General features: G+C 62.5%; 21 protein-coding genes. 9 read left to right on the top strand and 12 right to left on the bottom strand.

Annotated features, from left to right (window positions below; translation table 11 throughout):
• Positions 1-17 precede the first annotated feature (17 nt).
• Positions 18-239: a DUF1161 domain-containing protein gene (locus tag ACSSU5_RS10935; RefSeq protein ID WP_264310888.1), complete on the bottom strand. Its 222-nt coding sequence runs from the start codon at positions 237-239 to the stop codon at positions 18-20.
• Between the two features lie 100 nt (positions 240-339).
• Positions 340-555 (bottom strand): dodecin, encoded by a 216-nt coding sequence (locus tag ACSSU5_RS10930; protein ID WP_264310889.1) that lies wholly within the window; start codon positions 553-555, stop codon positions 340-342.
• Positions 556-704: 149 nt separating this feature from the next.
• Between ACSSU5_RS10930 and ACSSU5_RS10925 the strand changes: the two genes are divergently transcribed.
• Entirely contained in the window at positions 705-1,028 is a 324-nt protein-coding gene (locus ACSSU5_RS10925) for an ElaB/YgaM/YqjD family protein (protein WP_027592031.1), read from the top strand.
• Here ACSSU5_RS10925 and ACSSU5_RS10920 read toward each other — a convergent pair.
• The gene (locus ACSSU5_RS10920; protein WP_492561147.1) at positions 1,025-1,921 is read right to left on the bottom strand and encodes a LysR family transcriptional regulator; all 897 of its coding nucleotides are present in this window, start codon (positions 1,919-1,921) and stop codon (positions 1,025-1,027) included. The genes ACSSU5_RS10925 and ACSSU5_RS10920 overlap by 4 nt on opposite strands.
• A gap of 109 nt (positions 1,922-2,030) precedes the next feature.
• On the opposite strand from ACSSU5_RS10920, the gene trpB reads away from it, so the two are divergent.
• Together trpB and trpA are read left to right on the top strand one after the other, a co-directional pair.
• Entirely contained in the window at positions 2,031-3,248 is a 1,218-nt protein-coding gene (gene trpB / locus ACSSU5_RS10915) for a tryptophan synthase subunit beta (protein WP_027592033.1), read from the top strand.
• The gene (gene trpA, locus ACSSU5_RS10910; RefSeq protein WP_264310892.1) at positions 3,245-4,054 is read left to right on the top strand and encodes a tryptophan synthase subunit alpha; all 810 of its coding nucleotides are present in this window, start codon (positions 3,245-3,247) and stop codon (positions 4,052-4,054) included. The genes trpB and trpA overlap by 4 nt, the downstream gene beginning before the upstream one ends.
• A 117-nt stretch (positions 4,055-4,171) precedes the next feature.
• Here trpA and ACSSU5_RS10905 read toward each other — a convergent pair whose 3' ends face one another.
• Positions 4,172-4,504, bottom strand: coding sequence for a DOPA 4,5-dioxygenase family protein (locus tag ACSSU5_RS10905; RefSeq protein ID WP_264310893.1), 333 nt, complete (start codon positions 4,502-4,504; stop codon positions 4,172-4,174).
• 52 nt (positions 4,505-4,556) lie between these two features.
• On the opposite strand from ACSSU5_RS10905, the gene ACSSU5_RS10900 reads away from it, so the two are divergent.
• Positions 4,557-5,105: an NAD(P)-dependent oxidoreductase gene (locus tag ACSSU5_RS10900; RefSeq protein WP_492561146.1), complete on the top strand. Its 549-nt coding sequence runs from the start codon at positions 4,557-4,559 to the stop codon at positions 5,103-5,105.
• Positions 5,106-5,271: 166 nt separating this feature from the next.
• Here the strand turns inward: ACSSU5_RS10900 and ACSSU5_RS10895 are convergent, their stop codons facing one another.
• Positions 5,272-6,207, bottom strand: a complete 936-nt coding sequence (locus ACSSU5_RS10895) for an IS110 family transposase (RefSeq protein WP_264309399.1) — start codon at positions 6,205-6,207, stop codon at positions 5,272-5,274.
• A gap of 238 nt (positions 6,208-6,445) precedes the next feature.
• Positions 6,446-7,345, bottom strand: a complete 900-nt coding sequence (locus ACSSU5_RS10890; protein WP_492561145.1) for a choline sulfate utilization transcriptional regulator — start codon at positions 7,343-7,345, stop codon at positions 6,446-6,448.
• A gap of 109 nt (positions 7,346-7,454) precedes the next feature.
• On the opposite strand from ACSSU5_RS10890, the gene betC reads away from it, so the two are divergent.
• The 3 genes from betC to ACSSU5_RS10875 all read left to right on the top strand — a co-directional run bounded on the left by betC (position 7,455) and on the right by ACSSU5_RS10875 (position 11,618).
• On the top strand, positions 7,455-8,972 hold the full coding sequence (gene betC / locus ACSSU5_RS10885; RefSeq protein WP_492561144.1) for a choline-sulfatase: 1,518 nt from the start codon (positions 7,455-7,457) through the stop codon (positions 8,970-8,972).
• A 14-nt stretch (positions 8,973-8,986) separates the two neighbouring features.
• Positions 8,987-9,910, top strand: coding sequence for a choline ABC transporter substrate-binding protein (gene choX / locus ACSSU5_RS10880; RefSeq protein ID WP_492561143.1), 924 nt, complete (start codon positions 8,987-8,989; stop codon positions 9,908-9,910).
• A gap of 142 nt (positions 9,911-10,052) precedes the next feature.
• Positions 10,053-11,618, top strand: a complete 1,566-nt coding sequence (locus ACSSU5_RS10875) for a SulP family inorganic anion transporter (RefSeq protein WP_492561142.1) — start codon at positions 10,053-10,055, stop codon at positions 11,616-11,618.
• Between the two features lie 157 nt (positions 11,619-11,775).
• Here the strand turns inward: ACSSU5_RS10875 and aroE are convergent, their stop codons facing one another.
• Together aroE and hemF are read right to left on the bottom strand one after the other, a co-directional pair.
• Positions 11,776-12,600, bottom strand: coding sequence for a shikimate dehydrogenase (aroE, locus tag ACSSU5_RS10870; protein WP_492561141.1), 825 nt, complete (start codon positions 12,598-12,600; stop codon positions 11,776-11,778).
• Between the two features lie 27 nt (positions 12,601-12,627).
• Positions 12,628-13,539 (bottom strand): oxygen-dependent coproporphyrinogen oxidase, encoded by a 912-nt coding sequence (gene hemF, locus ACSSU5_RS10865; RefSeq protein WP_264310900.1) that lies wholly within the window; start codon positions 13,537-13,539, stop codon positions 12,628-12,630.
• A 134-nt stretch (positions 13,540-13,673) separates the two neighbouring features.
• Between hemF and ACSSU5_RS10860 the strand changes: the two genes are divergently transcribed.
• Entirely contained in the window at positions 13,674-14,651 is a 978-nt protein-coding gene (locus tag ACSSU5_RS10860; protein WP_492561140.1) for an NADPH:quinone reductase, read from the top strand.
• A 133-nt stretch (positions 14,652-14,784) separates the two neighbouring features.
• On the opposite strand, the gene ACSSU5_RS10855 is transcribed toward ACSSU5_RS10860, so the two are convergent.
• The 4 genes from ACSSU5_RS10855 to dprA all read right to left on the bottom strand — a co-directional run bounded on the left by ACSSU5_RS10855 (position 14,785) and on the right by dprA (position 18,090).
• Positions 14,785-15,093 carry a hypothetical protein gene (locus ACSSU5_RS10855; protein WP_492561139.1) on the bottom strand — a complete coding sequence of 103 codons (309 nt, stop codon included), beginning with the start codon at positions 15,091-15,093 and terminating at the stop codon, positions 14,785-14,787.
• A gap of 525 nt (positions 15,094-15,618) precedes the next feature.
• Positions 15,619-16,062 (bottom strand): hypothetical protein, encoded by a 444-nt coding sequence (locus tag ACSSU5_RS10850; RefSeq protein WP_238209893.1) that lies wholly within the window; start codon positions 16,060-16,062, stop codon positions 15,619-15,621.
• A gap of 330 nt (positions 16,063-16,392) precedes the next feature.
• The gene (tsaC, locus tag ACSSU5_RS10845; protein ID WP_043198577.1) at positions 16,393-16,950 is read right to left on the bottom strand and encodes an L-threonylcarbamoyladenylate synthase type 1 TsaC; all 558 of its coding nucleotides are present in this window, start codon (positions 16,948-16,950) and stop codon (positions 16,393-16,395) included.
• Positions 16,951-16,992: 42 nt separating this feature from the next.
• On the bottom strand, positions 16,993-18,090 hold the full coding sequence (dprA, locus tag ACSSU5_RS10840; protein ID WP_264310905.1) for a DNA-processing protein DprA: 1,098 nt from the start codon (positions 18,088-18,090) through the stop codon (positions 16,993-16,995).
• A 207-nt stretch (positions 18,091-18,297) separates the two neighbouring features.
• Here dprA and def point away from each other — a divergent pair, with 207 nt between their 5' ends.
• A complete protein-coding gene (gene def / locus ACSSU5_RS10835; protein ID WP_027592047.1) occupies positions 18,298-18,804 on the top strand; it encodes a peptide deformylase in 507 nt (168 codons plus the stop codon).
• Positions 18,805-18,848: the final 44 nt, after the last annotated feature.

Raw genomic sequence — 18,848 nt, 5'->3', positions numbered from 1 at the left:
CGCGAAGGGGCCGTCACTCAACCACGCCGGTAGACAATTTCCTTGGTACCGGCTTCACAACTGCCAATCACCTTGCCCGCTGCGTCGCCTTTTTTGACGATCTCCAGCGTGTAGCCCTGCACGCCTTTGGCATCCAGCTTGGCGGCAAGCTCTGCCTTCAGTTCTTCACACGGCTTGCCCGCCGCCAGCGCACCGCCCGCCAGTGCCATCAGGCCCGCCGCCAGAATCAGTTTCTTCATCGATCGCTTTCCTTGTACAGATGAAAATCAAAGAGGGCGCCGCACAGGCGCCCCCTCTCTATTACCCCATCTTGCCGGCGCCAGCTACCCCGGCAGCGTTTCAGCTGTTGGCAATACGGAACCCTACCTTGAGCGTGACCTGAAAGTGCGCCGCCTTGTTGTCACGGATATGACCCCGCGTGTCGATCACTTCAAACCACTCCAGGTGCTTGATGCTCTTGGCCGCTTCGGCCAGGGCATTGTTGATCGCGTCCTCGATGCTGGTGGGCGACGACCCAACCAGTTCGATCTTCTTGTAAGTGTGATGATCGGACATGTGCACTCTCCTTGGATGACGGTCAGATTGAGCCTAGCAGCGCAGGCCTGGTTTACCTGCGAGCCATCGCCATGGGCGAAAGTTCGATCGCACTTTCGCAACCCTGCGCAGTCGCATTCCTTACAGTCCATCCCCGAAGGAGAGTCAACATGCATCGCAACTCGCTGCGTAAAACATCCCTGGAAAGCATGGAAGCGGAGATCGAAAGCCTTCTGAAATCGCTGGAGAACCTCAAGCACGATGCCTCGGAGGAGTCCCAGAAGTCGGTAAAGGCAATCCGCAGCAACGCCGAAAGCGCACTCAAACATTCGCGCAGCCTGCTGAGCGACGCCTACGAGGAAGTGAAGACCCGCACCCGCCAGACAGGCATCGCCACCCGTGACTACGCCCAGGAGCACCCCATCACCACCGCCGGAGTGGCCGTGGGTGCGTTGGGCCTGTTGGCGGCATGGCTGCTGTACAAGCGCAACTAAGCAATCTGCAGCTGCAATTCCTGGCGCAGCCATTGCGCCAGTTGCTCGGCGCGCCCATCTGCGGCGCGCCGGGGCACCCACAACGCCAGTGCCGCATGCGTGGGTGAGAACCCCCAAGGTGCCGCCAGCCGCCCAGCCCGCAGATCGTCCGCCACCAGCTGTTGTGGCGCAATCGCCACGCCCAGCCCAGCCACTGCGGCCTCCAGCAGGTAGTACAGGTGCTCGAATGCCTGGCCGAACGGCAATGCCGCAGAATCCAGCCCCTGCTGCGCCGCCCAGGCAGGCCACGCCTGCGGGCGTGAGGTGGTGTGCAGCAACGCTTCGCCCAGCAAGGCCTGGGGCGGCGCACCGCGCAAACGCTCGAACCCGGCAAAGTGGGGGCTCAGTACAGGCCCGATGCGTTCTTCGGCCAGCACGTGCACCTGCATGTCCGCTGGCCACGGCGGCTCGGCAAACACCAGCAAGGCGTCCAGGCCGGGGCGCCGTGGGTCCAGGTCACCTTCCCCGGCTGACAGGTGCAGGCGCAGCTCCGGCAGGTCGGCCTTGAGCCGCCCAAGCCGGGGGATGAACCAACGCGCCAGCAGGCTCCCAGAACAACCGAGGACGAAGGGTGCCTCGCTGACATCCCGGCTCAACTCGGCGCACACGCCACGCAACCGGTCGAATGCCTCGCCACTGGCATCACGCAGGCGCACACCGGCATCTGTGAGTTTGATGCCACGCCCGTCCTTGACGAACAGCGCGATACCCAGGTGCTCTTCAAGTACCTTGATCTGCCGGCTGACTGCCCCGTGGGTCACATGCAGCGCTTCGGCAGCCTGACTGACACTGTTTAACCGGGCAGTGGCCTCGAAGGCCCTGAGGGCATTGAGCGGGGGAAGGTCCTGAGCCATTGTCTTGTGAGTTTTCCTGACAGGTTTGCGCAATCTTATCGGTTTTCAGCCGGGCGTTGCGTGGTTAGAGTAAAGCCCATCACTCATTCATTACGCCTTGGAGCGCCCCATGACCCAGACTCAATACCGCCCTGGCCCAGACGCCAACGGCCTGTTCGGCTCGTTCGGCGGCCGCTACGTGGCAGAAACCCTGATGCCACTGGTGCTGGACCTGGCCCGCGAATACGAAGCCGCCAAGGCTGACCCAAAGTTTCTCGAAGAGCTGGCCTACTTCCAGCGCGACTACATCGGCCGCCCGAACCCGCTGTATTTCGCCGAGCGCCTGACCGAGCACTGTGGCGGGGCAAAAATCTTCTTCAAGCGTGAAGAGCTCAACCACACCGGCGCGCACAAGGTGAACAACTGCATCGGCCAGGTGTTGCTGGCCAAACGCATGGGCAAAAAACGCCTGATCGCCGAAACCGGTGCCGGCATGCACGGCGTGGCCACCGCCACCGTGGCTGCCCGCTTCGGCCTGCCTTGCGTGATCTACATGGGCGCCACCGACATCGAGCGCCAGCAGGCCAACGTGTTCCGCATGAAGCTGCTGGGCGCCGAAATTGTCCCGGTCACCGCCGGCACCGGCACCCTGAAAGACGCCATGAACGAAGCCCTGCGCGACTGGGTCACCAACGTCGAAGACACCTTCTACCTGATCGGCACCGTGGCGGGCCCGCACCCGTACCCGGCGATGGTCCGCGACTTCCAGTCGATCATCGGCAAGGAAACCCGTGCTCAACTGCAAGAGAAGGAAGGGCGCCTGCCCGACAGCCTGGTCGCCTGCGTCGGCGGCGGCTCCAACGCCATGGGCCTGTTCCACGAATTCCTTGAAGAGCCAAGCGTACAGATCATCGGCGTCGAAGCTGGCGGCCACGGCGTGCACACCGACAAACACGCCGCCAGCCTGAACGGCGGCGTGCCGGGTGTACTGCACGGCAACCGCACCTACCTGCTGCAGGACGCTGACGGCCAGATCACCGACGCCCACTCGATTTCCGCCGGCCTCGACTACCCGGGCATCGGCCCGGAACACGCCTACCTGCACGAAGTGAAGCGTGTCGAGTACGTCAGCATCACCGATGACGAAGCCCTCGATGCGTTCCACGCCACCTGCCGCCTGGAAGGCATCATCCCGGCCCTGGAAAGCTCCCACGCCCTGGCCGAAGCGATCAAGCGCGCACCGAACCTGCCCAAGGACCACTTGATGGTCGTGTGCCTGTCCGGGCGCGGCGACAAAGACATGCAAACCGTGATGAACCACATGGCCGCCCAGGAGAAACAGGCATGAGCCGTCTTGAACAACGCTTCGCCGAACTGAAGGCCGAAGGCCGTTCGGCACTGGTCACCTTCGTTACCGCGGGCGACCCGGGCTATGACGCTTCGCTGCGCATCCTCAAGGGCTTGCCAGAGGCCGGCGCCGACGTGATCGAGCTGGGCATGCCGTTCACCGACCCGATGGCCGATGGCGTGGCCATTCAGCTGGCGACCCTGCGTGCTTTGGAAGCGGGCCAGACCTTGGCCAAGACCCTGCAGATGGTTCGCGAATTCCGCGTGGGCAACCAGGCCACGCCAATCGTACTGATGGGTTACTACAACCCGATCCACCGCTTTGGCGTGGAAAAGTTCGTCGCAGAAGCCAAGGAAGCCGGCGTCGATGGCTTGATCATCGTCGACCTGCCGCCAGAGCATGACGCCGAGCTGGCCACCCCGGCCCAGGCTTCGGGCATCGACTTCATCCGCCTGACCACCCCGACCACCGACGATGCACGCCTGCCGCGTGTACTGGAGCGCAGCTCCGGGTTCGTCTATTACGTGTCCGTCGCCGGTGTGACCGGTGCTGGCTCGGCCACCACCGAGCACGTGACCGAAGCCATCGCCCGCCTGCGTCGGCATACCGACCTGCCGATCAGCGTTGGGTTTGGCATTCGCACGCCGGAGCAGGCCGCGGCGATTGCCCGCCTGGCCGATGGTGTGGTGGTGGGGTCGGCGCTGGTCGACAAGATCGCTCACGCCAAGGATGCCGATCAGGCGGTTAACGATGTGCTGAGCCTGTGCTCGGCGCTGGCTGAAGGGGTGCGCGGCGCTCGACGCTGATTGGCGTTGCATTCTTCGCGGGGCAAGCCCGCTCCCACAGGTTCACTGCAATCTGTCAGAAAGCACTCGACCTGTGGGAGCGGGCTTGCCCCGCGAATGGCCGCATAGCGGCCCCATCTACCCGCCAAAAATCGACAGCTTCAGCGGCCGCACAGCCCCCATCCAGATCGCATGGTCGCGGTGATCCGCCAGCTCATCCCCGGTCAGCGGGTGCAGAAACACCACCAACCCCTTGCGGTACAGCGCCAGCCACGGCAACACCACCCCCACCACCTCAGGCCCGAAAGCCAGCTGGCAGCTCCAGTCCGGATGCGGCCCGACCGGCTGCTGGTGCATGCGCCCCATGGTCACGGGGAACAGCCGCGCGGCCTCTTCGCACAATTCACGCGCCTGCTCGATGGTCGATGCGTCGTAGTACACGTGGGCGTGATACCCCTTGATCCTCTGCACGATAACTCCTGATTGCGGTCAAACCATCACCACCTGCAAAGGGAGTGATGCAGTGAAAAATGCCGAAACCCCAGTGTTCAAGCTGGTCCTGTTCGGGGGCGAGTGCGCCCTTGGCAGTGCGCTGATGGCCGAGCTGCTGTCACGCCAGCACGAAGTGACTGCCGTGGTCGAAGACCTCAACCGCCATGCGCCACGCCCCGGCCTGCATTTCAAGATAGGCGGGCTGAAGAGTGCCGACCAGGCGGAGCAGGGGGCTGCGGGCGGCTCGGCGGTGGTTGCCTTGCTGTCAGCGCTGGCACCGGCTGACCTGCCCACGCAATGGCGAATGAGCGAGGCGCTGGTGACCGGGCTTGCGCGTACGACTATACGCCGGCTGTTGCTGGTGGGCGATTTCGATGTGCTGGACAGGCCCGGTGATTACACCGATGCAGAGCGCGAGGGCGTGGACCAGGTTGTCGATGGGCTGCAGCGCAGTGCGCTGCACTGGACGTTGATCAATGCCCCCCAGGCATTGGCCGACCCGGCGAGCGTGGCGGCGGGGATGGTCGATATGCTCGACCTGGGTTTGCATCGGGGCGAGCATTTGAACTTCGTATCCTGAGGCCTCTTCGCGGGGCAAGCCCGCTCCCACAAGTACTGCACAGCTGTCCAATCCTGTGGTGTACCGGTGGGAGCAACTGTCTTCTTGTGGAAGCTGGCCTTGCCGGCGATGGGGCGCGTAGCGCCCCAGGCCCGGCTGTGCCGGGCATCGCCAGCAAGGCTTGCTCCTACGAATGAGCTATTTGCTCCTTCCAGGGCGTTCCGGTCTTGAGCATCGCATTTAGCCTCACTATCAATACTCGCATACACGCCACCACCGATACTTTCGCGCACTTCCCTTGGGCTCGCAGTGCTTTGTAGCGCTCGCAGAAGTCCTTGTTGTGCCGTATCACCACCCAGCAGGCCATATAGAGCGCCCGCCTGACTTGTGAGCGCCCCCCCCAGATTGAACGCTTGCCCGACTGCTTGCCGCTGTCCTGGTTGAACGGCGCAACACCGACCAAGGCGGCAATTTCCTTCTTATCCACCTGGCCCAGCTCTGGCAGCAAGGCCATCAGCTTTCCGGCAGTAATCAGACCAATTCCTTTGACTTGAGTGAGCTGTTTAACCCGGTCATCAGGCAAAGCTGCTGCCTGCTGTGCGATCTCTTGTTCCAGCGCTCGAATTTCACCCTTCAGATAGGCGATGTGTTGTTCCAACCGCAAACAAACACTGGGAGCCCGCGCCTGCTTCAGGCGCCGCTTGTCATCGTCGCGCTGTTGGACGAAGCGATCCCGCTGCATAAGCAGTTCGCGCAGCAAGGCCCGCTCGGGTGTCATCACCTGGCAAGGCCGTGGGGGCATAACTTCAGCCAGGTGAGCCAAAACCGCTGCGTCAATGGGATCGGTCTTGGCGCGTTTACCCATCGACTTGGCAAAGTCCCGGGCACGACTGGGATTGATCCGGCAAACCGGAAAATCGGCATCCTGCAGCGCTTTGAGGACATTGCACTCGTAGCCACCGGTAGCTTCGAGCAAGACCATTGAAACTGCATACCCGCCAAGCTTTTCGACGAGCAGTTGGAATCCCTTCAAGTCATTGGAAACACTGAAGTTCACCCCCTCAGGGCGGATGTGAACAGCAAGTGTGGCACTGGAAACATCGATGCCGACAGAGGAAGACATGGCCAAACCCTCTTAAACTCAAGGAGTGAGAGCGCTTTGGCTTGGCCCACGCTTGTGATTCGAGATTACGCCCCTCATCCAACTGTTCGGGCTCTCGCCAAAGTGGAACGGTGAATGGCAGCTTTTGCTCCCACACGTGCTCTGGGCACCTCGGGCTATCAGCTTGCCATTCACCGCTCTCACTTCAGATTCTATTCCCTCTCCAAGACACAAGCGGGCTTGCCCCGCGAAGAGGCCCTCAAGCCTCACGCTCATTTTCCAGCCAATCAACAAACCGCTCGATCAACGCCCCCCGCCGCTTGCGCGGCGGCAGCACCACGTAATACCCCCGCGTCGACCGCAAACTGCCCTCCAACGGCCGGCACAGCAGCCCCTGTTCAACCAGCCCATCCACAAGGTGCCCCCAGCCAATCGCCACCCCTTGCCCGGCAATCGCTGCCTGGATCAACAAGGTGTAGTTATCAAAGCGCAATTGCCCCGGCGGCGGTGGGCTGTCTACGCCAAACCCCCGAAACACCCCCGCCCAATCAAACCAGCGGCTGGCCTGTTCACCCCGCAGGTGAAGCAACGGCAAACGCTGCAAAGCCACGGCTGACAAGGGTTTGCCATGAATAAACCGTGGGCTGCAAACCGGAAATACCTCTTCATCGAACAGCCACCGACTTTCGCCTTGATGAAAGCGCCCATCACCAAACAGCACCGCCACATCAATATCCGGCCGCAGCATCGCCTGACTGCGCTCACCCGTCACCAGGCTCACATCCACCTGTGGATAAGCCTCATGAAAGCGTTGCAAGCGGGGCATCAGCCAGAACGACGCGAAGGCAAAGTCGGTCGCCACCTGAAGCACCTCGCGCTGGCCCCGACCACTGGCCAGGGCCAGCCCATCGTCCATGGCCTGCAGCCCTTGGTGCACCTGCTCGAACAGCAACTGGCCGGCCTCGGTCAGCGCAATGCCCCGGTAGATCCGGTCGAACAGCCGGGTACCCAGCTGGGCCTCCAGGCGCTTTACCTGCTGGCTCACGGCGGGCTGGGTGGTCCCCAGCTCAAGCGCCGCAGCAGTAAAGCCCCGCAACCGTGCAGCGGCCTCGAACACGCGCAGGGTATCGAGCGACAGCTCGGCAAGGCGCTCAAACATAAGCTCAGCTAATCCCAGTCATTGCCCGGCATGGGCTTTACCCATGTTATCCACAGTCGCATCTTGGTAGGCAAGCGGTTCGCATAACCTTCAACGATGGAAGCCAACCATGACACGCCCCAATATCCTGTTCATCATGGCCGACCAGATGGCCGCGCCCATGCTGCCAATCTATGCCCCTTCGCCCATCCACATGCCCAACCTCGCCCGCCTCGCCGAGCAGGCCGTGGTGTTCGACTCTGCCTACTGCAACAGCCCGCTGTGCGCACCGTCGCGCTTCACCCTGGTCAGCGGCCAGTTGCCCAGCCGCATCGGCGCCTACGACAACGCCGCCGACTTCCCCGCTGATGTGCCGACTTATGCTCATTACCTGCGCCGTCTCGGCTACCGCACCGCGCTGTCGGGCAAGATGCACTTCTGCGGCCCGGACCAGTTGCACGGCTACGAGGAACGGCTGACCAGCGACATCTACCCCGCCGATTACGGCTGGGCCGTGAACTGGGACGCCCCCGACGAGCGCCCGAGCTGGTACCACAACATGTCGTCGGTGCTGCAGGCCGGCCCCTGCGTGCGCACCAATCAACTGGATTTCGACGAGGAGGTGGTGTTCAAGGCCCGCCAGTATCTCTACGACCACGTGCGCGAAGACGATGGCCGGCCGTTTTGCCTGACCGTGTCGATGACCCACCCCCACGACCCGTACACCATCCCCAAACGCTATTGGGATCGCTACGAAGGTGTGGATATCCCCATGCCCCGCGCCGAGTTCAGCCAGCACGAGCAAGACCCCCATTCGCAGCGTTTGCTCAAAGTCTACGACCTGTGGAACAAGCCCCTGCCTGTGGACAAGATCCGCGACGCCCGCCGCGCCTACTTCGGCGCCTGCAGCTACATCGACGACAACATTGGCCAATTGCTGCAAACCCTTGAAGAGTGCGGCCTGGCGGAAGATACCTTGATCGTGTTTTCAGGCGATCACGGCGACATGCTTGGCGAGCGCGGCCTTTGGTACAAAATGCACTGGTTCGAAATGTCGGCGCGCGTGCCACTGCTGGTCCACGCACCCAAACGCTTTGCCGCCGCACGCGTGAGCGCCTCGGTATCCACCTGCGACTTGCTGCCGACTCTGGTCGAACTGGCCGGCGGCACTGTGGACAAATCCCTGCACCTGGACGGCCGCTCGCTGCTGGGCCACCTGCAAGGGCAGGGTGGCCACGACGAAGTGATCGGCGAATACATGGCCGAAGGCACGGTCGGCCCGCTGATGATGATCCGCCGTGGGCCATACAAGTTCGTGTACAGCGAAGACGACCCATGGCTACTCTATGACCTGAGCCGCGACCCGCACGAGCGGGAGAACCTCGCCAGCAGCCCGGACCATCAGGCGCTGCTGCAGGCATTTGCCGATGAAGCCCGGCAGCGTTGGGACATCCCCACCCTGCGCCAGCAGGTGCTGGCCAGCCAGCGCCGCCGCCGCCTAGTGGCCGAGGCCCTGGCCATCGGCAAACTGAAAAGCTGGGACCACCAACCGCTGGTGGACGCCAGCCAACAGTACATGCGCAACCACATCAATCTCGACGACCTCGAGCGCAAGGCCCGTTATCCACAGCCCGCCCCTCTGGATTGAGAAGAGAGTTCGCCATGCAAAAGTTCTCCATCGCCGTGCTCGCCCTGGCCCTGAGCCTGGGCGCTGTCACAGCTCACGCCGAAGACGCGCAATGCAGCACCGTGAAGATGGCCGACCCCGGTTGGAGCGATATCGCCACCACCAACGCCATCGCCCGCCTGCTTCTGGAAAGCCTCGGTTACCAGGTAAAGGTCGACAGCCTGGCAGTGCCGATCATCTACGGCGGCCTCAAGGACGGGCGCGTCGATGCCTTCCTCGGTAACTGGATGCCGGCGCACCAGGGGTTTCATGACAAGTTCATCGCCAATGGCGATGTGCAGCAGCTGTCGCGCAACCTCGAAGGCACCGAGTTCACCCTCGCGGTGCCCGACTATGTGTGGAACGCCGGGGTAAAAGACTTCGCCGACCTGCAAAAGCATGCCGACCAGTTCGACAAGAAGCTGTATGGGATCGGCTCTGGCGCGCCCGCCAACCTGTCGCTCAAAGCGATCATCGACAAAAATGAGTTCGATCTCGGCCAGTGGAAGCTGGTCGAATCGAGTGAGCAGGCGATGCTCGCGCAAGTAGACCGCGCCGTGAAGAAGAACCAGTTCATCACCTTCCTCGGCTGGACACCGCACCCGATGAACGTGAAGCTGAAAATGCATTACCTGACTGGCGGTGAAAAATGGTTCGGCAGCAAGGGCGAGGTCTATACCCTAACCCGCAAAGGTTATGCACAAGCATGCCCGAATACGGCGAAGCTGCTGGGCAACCTGAGATTTACCCTGGGCATGGAAAACAGCATCATGGCCGAGGTTGTGGATAAAAAGGTGAGCTTCGATGATGCGGCCAAGGCGTGGGTGAAGGCGCATCCCGAGGTACTGCCAGGGTGGTTGGCTGGGGTCAGCACCAAGGCCGGTGGGGATGCCCTCGCGGCCGTCAAAGACAAACTCTGATTAACTGCACACTGCAATCCCCTGTGGGAGCGGGCTTGCCCGCGAATACCGGCAAAGCCGGTGCCATGCACCACGGTGGCTTCTTCGCGGGCAAGCCCGCTCCCACAGGCGGACAGCGCAACTTCAGGAATATGGATAACCCATGCACCGCCTCATCCAGCTACTGCCTTTCCTTGCCTGGCTCCCCCGTCAATCGGGCCGCAGTCTGCGCCAGGACCTGCTGGTCGGCCTGAGCGGTGCCATCCTTGCCCTGCCGCAATCCATCGCCTACGCCCTGATCGCCGGCCTGCCCGCCGAATATGGCCTGTTCGCCGCCATCGTCCCGGTGCTCATCGCCTGCTTGTGGGGGTCTTCCTGGCACCTGATCTGCGGCCCGACTGCAGCCATCTCGATCGTCCTTTACGCCAGCGTCAGCCCACTGGCGGTGCCGGGCAGCGCCGACTACGTCACGCTGGTCCTGCTGCTTACCTTTCTCGCGGGCATCTTCCAGCTCTTGCTTGGCCTGCTGCGGTTTGGCGCCGTGGTCAATTTCGTTTCTCACTCGGTGGTGCTCGGCTTCACCCTGGGCGCCGCCATCGTCATCGCCCTTGGCCAGTTGCCCAACCTGCTGGGCATGGACCTGCCGAGCCAGGCCACGGCATTGAAAACAGTCCAAGACCTGGCCAGCCACGCCGGTGAGGTTGACCTGCCATCGCTGATATTGGGGCTAACCACGGTGCTGATCGGCATGGCCTTCAAGCTCTGGCGGCCACGCTGGCCGAGCCTGTTGATAAGCCTGGTTGTGGTCAGTTTGCTGGCCTGGGCACTGCCTGGCTTTTTTGGCCATGTGCCGCGGGTACCGGCCTTTAGCGGCCAGTTGCCCCCGTTGAGCCCGTTGCCGCTGCTGGACGTGGAGCTGATGCTGCGGCTGCTGCCGACAGCGGTGGCAGTGGGCATGCTCGGCCTGGTCACCAGCCTGTCGATTGCCCGCGCGTTGTCTGCGCGCTCCGAACAGCTGATCGACGCTGACCAGGAGATCCGCGCCCAGGGCCTGTCGAACATCGTCGGCGGGTTTTTCTCCGGTTACCTGTCATCAGGCTCTTTCACCCGCTCGGGCCTGAGCTACGACGCAGGCGCCCGCTCCCCCCTGGCAGGGGTGTTCTCGGCCCTGTGGGTCGCGCTGTTTGCCGTTGCCGGGGCAGGGCTGATCGCTCACCTGCCGATCCCGGCCATGGCAGGCAGTATCTTGCTGATCTGTTGGGGGTTGGTGGATCACCGTGGCATTCGGGCGCTGTTCAGGGTCAGCCGCTCGGAGTTTCTGGTCATGGCCCTGACCGCCGCCGCGACCTTGCTGCTGGAGCTACAGACCGCGATCTACGCCGGGGTGCTGGCTTCGCTGTTCTTCTACCTTAAGCGCACTTCACGGCCACGGGTGCAGCAGAGCCGCGAAGGGCAGGCCGATGTACTGCGGGTGGGCGGGTCGATTTTCTTTGGCGCGGCGCATTACCTGCAAGTGCGCTTGCAGCGCTGCCAGGGGCCACATGTGGTGATCGATGCGCGGCAGGTGAATTTTATCGATTATTCGGGTGTGGATATGTTGCACAGGGAGGCACGGCGGTTGCGGCGAGCGGGGGGGAGTTTGACCTTGCAGCGGGCGCGGCCGCAGGTGGTCGAGGAATTGCAGAAGCTGGAAGGGGTGGAGTTGTGTCCGATCAGGTTTGAGGATTGAGGTTGGGTTGAGATCTTGGGGCTGCTTTGCAGCCCATCGCTGGCGAGCCAGCTCCTACAGGGATATCACAAGGCCCGAGGTCGGCGCTGTACTTGTAGGAGCTGGCTTGTCGGTGCGCCGAACCGCTGCGATGGGCCGCGAAGCGGCCCCGACGGCGTCAACCCCGAGCGAGCTGCCGGCGCAGTTCAGCCAACACCGGCGTCGTATCCGGCCTCACGCCACGCCAGATAAAGAAGGCTTCAGCCGCCTGCTCAGCCAGCATCCCCAGCCCATCCAACACCTTGGCCGCGCCAAGGTTGGTAGCCCACTGGCAAAACGGCGTCGGTTCCTTGCCATACATCATGTCGTAGCAAATCGTGCGCCCAGGCTCGACCAAGCTGTCGGCAATCGGCGGCATTTCGCCCGCCAGGCTCGCCGAGGTGGCATTGATGATCACGTCCACCGGCTCTTGCAACCAAGCAAAGCCGCTGGCCACCACCGGCCCCATGTCATCGAATTCTCGCGCCAGCTGCTCGGCCTTCTCCACGGTGCGGTTGGCGATCACCAACGACTGCGGATCGTGCGCCAGGATCGGCTCCAGCACCCCACGCACCGCGCCACCGGCGCCCAGGATGAGGATACGCTTGCCCGCCAACTCCACCCCCGCGTTCACGGTCAGGTCGCGCACCAGCCCAGCACCGTCGGTGTTGTCCCCCTGCAGCGTGCCGTCGGCCAGCTTGCTCAAGGTATTCACCGCCCCCGCCCGCTGGGCACGCGGGGTCAGGCTGTCGCACAGGCGGTAGGCTTCTTCCTTGAATGGCACGGTGACATTGCCGCCACTGCCCTGCTTGAAGAAGCCACGGGCGCAATCGCTGAACTCGTCCAACGGCGCCAGCAGGGTGGTGTATTCCAGGTCCTGGCCGGTCTGTTCGGCGAACAGGCGATGGATCAGCGGCGACTTGCTGTGGCCGATGGGGTTACCGAAAACGACGTACTGGTCCATTGGGGGCTCCTCGGTTATCCACAGGCTTTACTGGGCGAGCCAGTCGCGATCTTGCAGGAAGTACTCGGTCAGGCGCGCTTCTTCGCTGCCGGGCGCGGCCTTCCAATCGTACCCCCAGCGTACCTGCGGTGGCAGCGACATGAGGATCGACTCGGTACGGCCACCCGATTGCAGGCCGAACAAGGTGCCACGGTCATAGACCAGGTTGAACTCCACGTAGCGGCCGCGACGGTACTCTTGGAACTCGCGCTGCTCGGCGGTGTAGGGCGTGTCCTTGCGGCGCTGGACGATCGGCAGGTAGGCCTGGACATAGGCATCGCCAATGGCACGGATGAAGGCGAAGCAGGTGTCGAAGTCCCACTCGTTCAGGTCGTCGAAGAACAACCCGCCGATGCCGCGAGGCTCGCCACGGTGCTTGAGGTGGAAGTATCGGTCGCACCAGGCTTTGTAGCGCGGGTACACATCGGCGCCGAACGGCGCGCAGGCCTGCTCGGCCACGCGGTGCCAGTGGATGCAGTCTTCTTCATTGCCGTAGTACGGGGTCAGGTCGAAGCCGCCGCCGAACCACCACACCGCCTCTTCGCCCTCTTTTTCGGCGATGAAGAAGCGCACATTGGCGTGGGAGGTTGGTACATGTGGGTTGTGCGGGTGGATCACCAGCGACACACCCAGGGCCTCGAAGCCACGGCCCGCCAGTTCGGGTCGGTGGGCACTGGCCGAGGGCGGCAGGCCGGCGCCGAACACGTGGGAGAAGTTGACCCCACCTTTTTCGATCACCTTGCCCTCTCCGATCACCCGCGTACGCCCCCCGCCACCGGCTTCACGCGTCCAGGCGTCCTCGACGAAGCGGGCGCCGCCGTCCTCGGTTTCAAGGGCGGAGCAGATGCGGTCTTGCAGGTCGAGCAGGTAGGCTTTCACGGCCTCGGTGCGGCTGGTCATCGGGTCACCTGGAGCGGGCAGAGAAGAATTCGCCGCGTAGCATACCACCGGCGGCTGACGCGTCGCAGTTGACGGCGATCAAGCAAAGGCGTCCGATAGAGGGCTGTTACCAATCCCGACAACAGGAGTGCGAGATGGCCAAGCGTATCCAGTTCAGCCAGCATGGCGGCCCAGAAGTGCTGCAGCTTGTAGAGTTCGAACCCGCCCCGCCTGGGCCTCAGCAAGTTCGCGTGCGTAACCATGCGATCGGCCTGAACTTCATCGACACCTATTTCCGCAGCGGCTTGTACGCACCGCCGTCCTTGCCCTCCGGGCTGGGCACCGAGGCCGCTGGTGTGGTCGAAGCGGTGGGCGAGGGCGTCACGCGCCTGAAGGTTGGTGACCGCGTTGCCCATGCCGGCGGCCCGCTGGGTGCCTACAGCGAGGTGCACACGCTGCCCGAGGCCAACCTGGTCAAGCTGCCTGACAACATCAGCTACGAACAGGCGGCGGCGGTTATGCTCAAAGGCCTGACCGTGCAGTACCTGCTCAAGCAGACCTACGCGGTGCAGCCGGGCGACGTGATCCTGTTCCATGCCGCTGCCGGTGGCGTGGGTTCGCTGGCCTGCCAATGGGCCAAGGCGCTGGGTGCAAAGTTGATCGGTACCGTCAGCTCCGCTGAGAAGGCCGAGCGGGCGAAGGCGCTGGGGGCGTGGGAAACCATCGACTACAGCCGCGAAGACGTGGCCAAGCGTGTGCTGGAGCTGACCGACGGCAAAAAGTGCCCGGTGGTATATGACGGTGTGGGCGCCGATACCTGGCTGACCTCGCTGGATTGCCTGCAGCCGCGCGGGTTGATGGTGAGCTTTGGCAATGCTTCAGGCGCGGTGAGCGGGGTTAACCTGGGGATTCTGGCGCAGAAGGGCTCGCTGTATGTCACCCGGCCGACCCTGGCGAGTTATGCCAACAATGCCGAGAACACCCAGGTCATGGCCGATGACCTGTTTGCGATGATTGCCAGCGGCAAGCTGATTGTGGATATCCAGCAGCGGTATCCGCTGAGTGAGGCGGCCAAGGCACAGGCTGAGTTGTCGGCGCGGCGGACGGTGGGGTCGACTGTTTTGTTGCCTTGATGTAGGCACGGGATTGCATCAGGGCGGCCAGGTGCTTGCCTTGAGAGTTTCAGCGCCTGTGAAATCGAGCGCCGCCCGCGCGGCGCTCGATTTCACAGGCGCTAGAACCCTCAAGGCAGACACCTGTCAGCCCTCACACTTTCTTCTGCGGCTGTGGGGTCGACTCGATGCCATCGAGTATCGCCTCAATCACACCCTCTGCCATTTCAATCGCATGCAGGTTCGACCAGAACATGCCACGGCCTTCTTCGCGCATGTAGTCCAGGGCTTTGTAGCCGGTTTCGTAGGCGCTGCGCAGGTACAGGGCTACGTGGACAAGAGCGTCCTCGGCGGAAATGTTCGGGTTGACGGTGAAGAGCGGGTCATGGCCGGCGTCGCAGCGGCCGAAGGAGCGGGTGGAGGTGCAGGGTAGGGGTGGATCTGGAACAATTTTATTCATCATTAGATCTCGCTTCATGGCCCCACCCAGTCGTTACCACACGAATGGGTGGCAGCTGTACGCAGGGTGGTAAACCGGGTGAGAGATCTAAAACCCAGCAGGCACGAAGCCTCCTGCGAACAGCCGCCATGGACTGCCAAGATCACTCTGAACCCGGGTTACCACACCCGATCGCCAAGTTATTCGGCGACGGATGAAGCCTAAGGGCAGAGGTTCCCACTGAGAAGGTGATGGCAGGCGACGCGACTCGTAAGATATTTCCCAAGCCGCAGACTGAACAGCCGTTCGCGGAAAAATCAGAAAACCCCGACGCCGGTGCTTCTGAAGACTAGCCGACTCACCACGACGAAAATTTTGTCTCGGGACGTTTGAGGCAGTGGGCAGCGCCGCATGTCATGCAAACAAGCACCAGCTTGACCCACTAGATTCGCAAGCGTAGCCTTCACTACGAGGTTGTGCTGGTGCGCCGGTTGAGTTTCAAGTTATCCGGGCGAGCGCATCCTTACCCTTTGGCCGCGTAAGCGGCCTTTATTTTTTGGGCTTGTTTCTATCTCCTTTGGGGACAATGGAATAGAGCTCTGCCTTGGGCTTACGAGCCGTCAGTTCAAAAATCGCCTCATCAAAGACTTCATTGCCATAGCCATCGTTTCGGCCAATTGTGCTGCGAAGGGCGGTCATGTGCGTGGCGCTTTTCCAGATTGATGTCGCCGCCAGTGCTGCCTTGATTTGCAGAACCATGTCATCAATGGTGTATCCATCTCGCACCACCCGGGAACGGTACGCATGGCTGCCAATAAAGACGATGCCCGGCTCCTTCAGCAAGGGCAAATCCTGCCCTTCTTTCTGCCTGTTGATCGCTTCGAACTGAGCTGCGGTAAACCTACCTATTTCCACCACTCGGACCCGATGGTTGGACGCAAGCTGCTCCAGATTCGCCCTTATCAGGTATTCGGCATTCTCGAATAGCGGCATTCTTCCCAATGCTCCCGCCGATGTGCGACGTCTCTTCCTGGCGAGACGAACCCGCGCCGCCCATGCGACGCATACCGAGCAAGCTAGAGGCAGGGGTTCCTGCAGGGAAGGTGACGGATTAGGTCGGGAGGAGTAGGAGGTTTCCCAAATGGAGGAAGGGTCAGCCATTTGGGTAAGGATCAGAGAAATTCCAGGCGACTCATCCAACTGTGGGAGCGGGCTTGCCCCGCGAACCAGGGCGAAGCCCTGGCCATACACACTGGCCGCCTGGGCTGGCCTCTTCGCGGGGCAAGCCCGCTCCCACAAGGAGGGGTATCGGCGCTTGGCAATTTAGCCCGGGCGAACGACTTCGCCAGTCGCCAGGTTGCGAATCACACTCGGGTTCTTCCGCCCGCCCAACGCCCCACCCAGCACCATATCCAACTGCCCATGGAAGTACTGCTCCACCCGTAACCGGGTCTTGGCAGCCGGGCGGCCGCCTGGGTTGCAGGAGGTGGAAATCAGCGGCCCGACCAGCGCGCACAGTTCACGCACCTGTGGATGGTCACTGACCCGCAGCGCCACCGTGTCGTGCTGCCCCGTCACCCACTCCGGCAACAAGTCCTGGTGCGGCACCAGCCAGGTATTCGGCCCCGGCCAGGTGCTGCCCATGCGGTCGATCCAGTCTTCAGGAAAATCCTCGAACAAAAAGTCGAACTGGCGGATATTGTCGGCGATCAGGATCAGCCCTTTATCCACAGGCCGCGACTTGAGCGCCAGCAGGCGATACACCGCGTCCTCGTTCCACGGGTCGCAGCCCAGGCCCCAGACCGCTTCCGTCGGGTAGGCGATCACCGCACCCGCCCGGATCTCACGTGCGGCTTGTTGCACACGAAAACTGCTCACCATTGCTGTCTCTCCACCTATAAACCTTGCTTGTGAGCAGTGTACTTAGCCCGCGCGGGCAAACCAACGCCCGGCTTCATTGCTGACCCGCCCTTCGAGCTCCAGTTCGGTGAGCTGCGCCATCACCTGGGCCAATGGCTGTTCGCTGCAGTGGGCCAGGCTCTCGGTCGTCTGTGGCGCGGCATGCAGCAAGGCGAGCAGGGGATGATCGAGCGTTTCCACCACGGCCGGAGGCAAATTCTGCCAGCCCCGCAGGCTTTCCAGTATCTGCCCCACGCTCTCCACCAGTAGCGCCCCGTCACGGATCAGTTGATGACAGCCTTTGGCGCCTGGGTGGTGGATGGAGCCAGGGATGGCATACACCTCGCGGCCCTGCTCGGCCGCCAGGCGCGCCGTGATCAACGAGCCACTGGCCAGGCTCGCCTCGACCACCAGCACGCCCAGCGACAAGCCACTGATGATGCGATTACGCCGTGGGAAGTTGCCCGGCAGCGGCCCGGCATCCAGGGGGTACTCGGAAACCAGCGCGCTACCGCTGTCGATCATAGCCTGGGCAAGCTCGCGATGGCGCTGTGGATAAAGTTTTTGCAACCCCGTTCCAAGCACCCCAATCGTGCTCCCTCCAGCCTGCAGAGCGGCCCGATGAGCGGCACCGTCGATACCCAGAGCAAGACCACTGGTGATGGTGAAACCGGCCTGCGTCAGGTAGCGGGAAAATGCCCTGGCGGTGTCGAGCGCGGGGGGTGAAGCACGCCTGCTGCCCACAATTGCCAGCTGTGGCTTTTCAAGCAACGCGGGGTCGCCGGCGACGAAAAGCAGCGGCGGTGGGTCGTCGATTTCTGCCAGCAGAGCAGGGTAGCCAGGGCTGTCCCACATCAGTAAATGCTGGCCGGGACGCTCTAACCAGGCCATCGCAGCCAATGCGCCGTCACGCACTTCGGCACTGCGCCGGGCATCGATGCTGGCCTGTGGTAAGCCCAGTGCCCGCCAGGCGGCGGCTGGCGCGCTGAGCGCCGATGACGCGCTGCCAAAGGCTTGCAGCAGGCTGTGAAAACGGCGCAATCCTGTCTCCGGCAGGCGGTGCAGGCGCAACCGCGCTTCCAGTTCGGCAGGCGCACAAGGCGACGAATGGTGCATTGGCATAAAGATCATCCTTGATCGAAACAGGGCCATCGACGTGGCACAACCTGTGGATAACTGTGTTGATAACGCTTTGACAACCTGTCCATCAAATGGGTGATAAGCCGTCCGTTAAAACCCTAGCCGAGCTTTGCCAGGTGCCGAATCCCCCGATTACCTTTATTATGTGTGCTCAGTTTTCAACCGAACGCACAGTGACTGCCCGACCTTATGGCCATCTTGAACATTCTCGAATTCCCGGACCCGCGCCTGCGCACCCTCGCCAAACCGGTGACGGTGTTCGACGACGCCCTGAGCCAGCTGATCGACGACATGTTTGAAACCATGTATGAAGCGCCTGGCATCGGCCTGGCGGCGACCCAGGTCAACGTCCACAAGCAGGTTGTGGTGATGGACCTGAGCGAAGACCGCAGCGAGCCACGGGTCTTCATCAACCCCGTCGTCGAGGAACTGACCCACGACATGGGCCAGTACCAGGAAGGTTGCCTGTCGGTACCTGGCTTCTACGAAAACGTCGACCGCCCACTGCGGGTGCGCGTCAAAGCCCAGGACCGCGACGGCAAGCCGTTCGAGCTCGAAGCCGAAGGCCTGCTGGCCGTGTGCGTGCAGCACGAATTCGATCACCTCAACGGCAAGCTGTTCGTCGACTACCTGTCCACGCTCAAACGCGACCGGATCAAGAAGAAGCTGGAAAAGCAGCACCGCCAGCAAGCCTGATCCCCACCTTCCAGAAGGCTTGCTCCGGCAAGCCTTTTTCTTTT

The organism is Pseudomonas sp. E1MeOHC2, from assembly GCF_058745025.1.
Note: the sequence above shows the minus strand (reverse complement) of the source record. Positions and strands in the feature narration are given on the sequence as shown.

Coding starts and splice junctions, on each gene's coding strand:
- ACSSU5_RS10935 (WP_264310888.1), bottom strand. CDS start 239: ATGAAGAAACTGATTCTGGCGGCGGGCCTGATGGCACTGGCGGGCGGT.
- ACSSU5_RS10930 (WP_264310889.1), bottom strand. CDS start 555: ATGTCCGATCATCACACTTACAAGAAGATCGAACTGGTTGGGTCGTCG.
- ACSSU5_RS10925 (WP_027592031.1), top strand. CDS start 705: ATGCATCGCAACTCGCTGCGTAAAACATCCCTGGAAAGCATGGAAGCG.
- ACSSU5_RS10920 (WP_492561147.1), bottom strand. CDS start 1,921: ATGGCTCAGGACCTTCCCCCGCTCAATGCCCTCAGGGCCTTCGAGGCC.
- trpB (WP_027592033.1), top strand. CDS start 2,031: ATGACCCAGACTCAATACCGCCCTGGCCCAGACGCCAACGGCCTGTTC.
- trpA (WP_264310892.1), top strand. CDS start 3,245: ATGAGCCGTCTTGAACAACGCTTCGCCGAACTGAAGGCCGAAGGCCGT.
- ACSSU5_RS10895 (WP_264309399.1), bottom strand. CDS start 6,207: ATGTCTTCCTCTGTCGGCATCGATGTTTCCAGTGCCACACTTGCTGTT.
- ACSSU5_RS10890 (WP_492561145.1), bottom strand. CDS start 7,345: ATGTTTGAGCGCCTTGCCGAGCTGTCGCTCGATACCCTGCGCGTGTTC.
- betC (WP_492561144.1), top strand. CDS start 7,455: ATGACACGCCCCAATATCCTGTTCATCATGGCCGACCAGATGGCCGCG.
- choX (WP_492561143.1), top strand. CDS start 8,987: ATGCAAAAGTTCTCCATCGCCGTGCTCGCCCTGGCCCTGAGCCTGGGC.
- ACSSU5_RS10875 (WP_492561142.1), top strand. CDS start 10,053: ATGCACCGCCTCATCCAGCTACTGCCTTTCCTTGCCTGGCTCCCCCGT.
- aroE (WP_492561141.1), bottom strand. CDS start 12,600: ATGGACCAGTACGTCGTTTTCGGTAACCCCATCGGCCACAGCAAGTCG.
- hemF (WP_264310900.1), bottom strand. CDS start 13,539: ATGACCAGCCGCACCGAGGCCGTGAAAGCCTACCTGCTCGACCTGCAA.
- ACSSU5_RS10860 (WP_492561140.1), top strand. CDS start 13,674: ATGGCCAAGCGTATCCAGTTCAGCCAGCATGGCGGCCCAGAAGTGCTG.
- ACSSU5_RS10855 (WP_492561139.1), bottom strand. CDS start 15,093: ATGATGAATAAAATTGTTCCAGATCCACCCCTACCCTGCACCTCCACC.
- ACSSU5_RS10850 (WP_238209893.1), bottom strand. CDS start 16,062: ATGCCGCTATTCGAGAATGCCGAATACCTGATAAGGGCGAATCTGGAG.
- tsaC (WP_043198577.1), bottom strand. CDS start 16,950: ATGGTGAGCAGTTTTCGTGTGCAACAAGCCGCACGTGAGATCCGGGCG.
- dprA (WP_264310905.1), bottom strand. CDS start 18,090: ATGCCAATGCACCATTCGTCGCCTTGTGCGCCTGCCGAACTGGAAGCG.
- def (WP_027592047.1), top strand. CDS start 18,298: ATGGCCATCTTGAACATTCTCGAATTCCCGGACCCGCGCCTGCGCACC.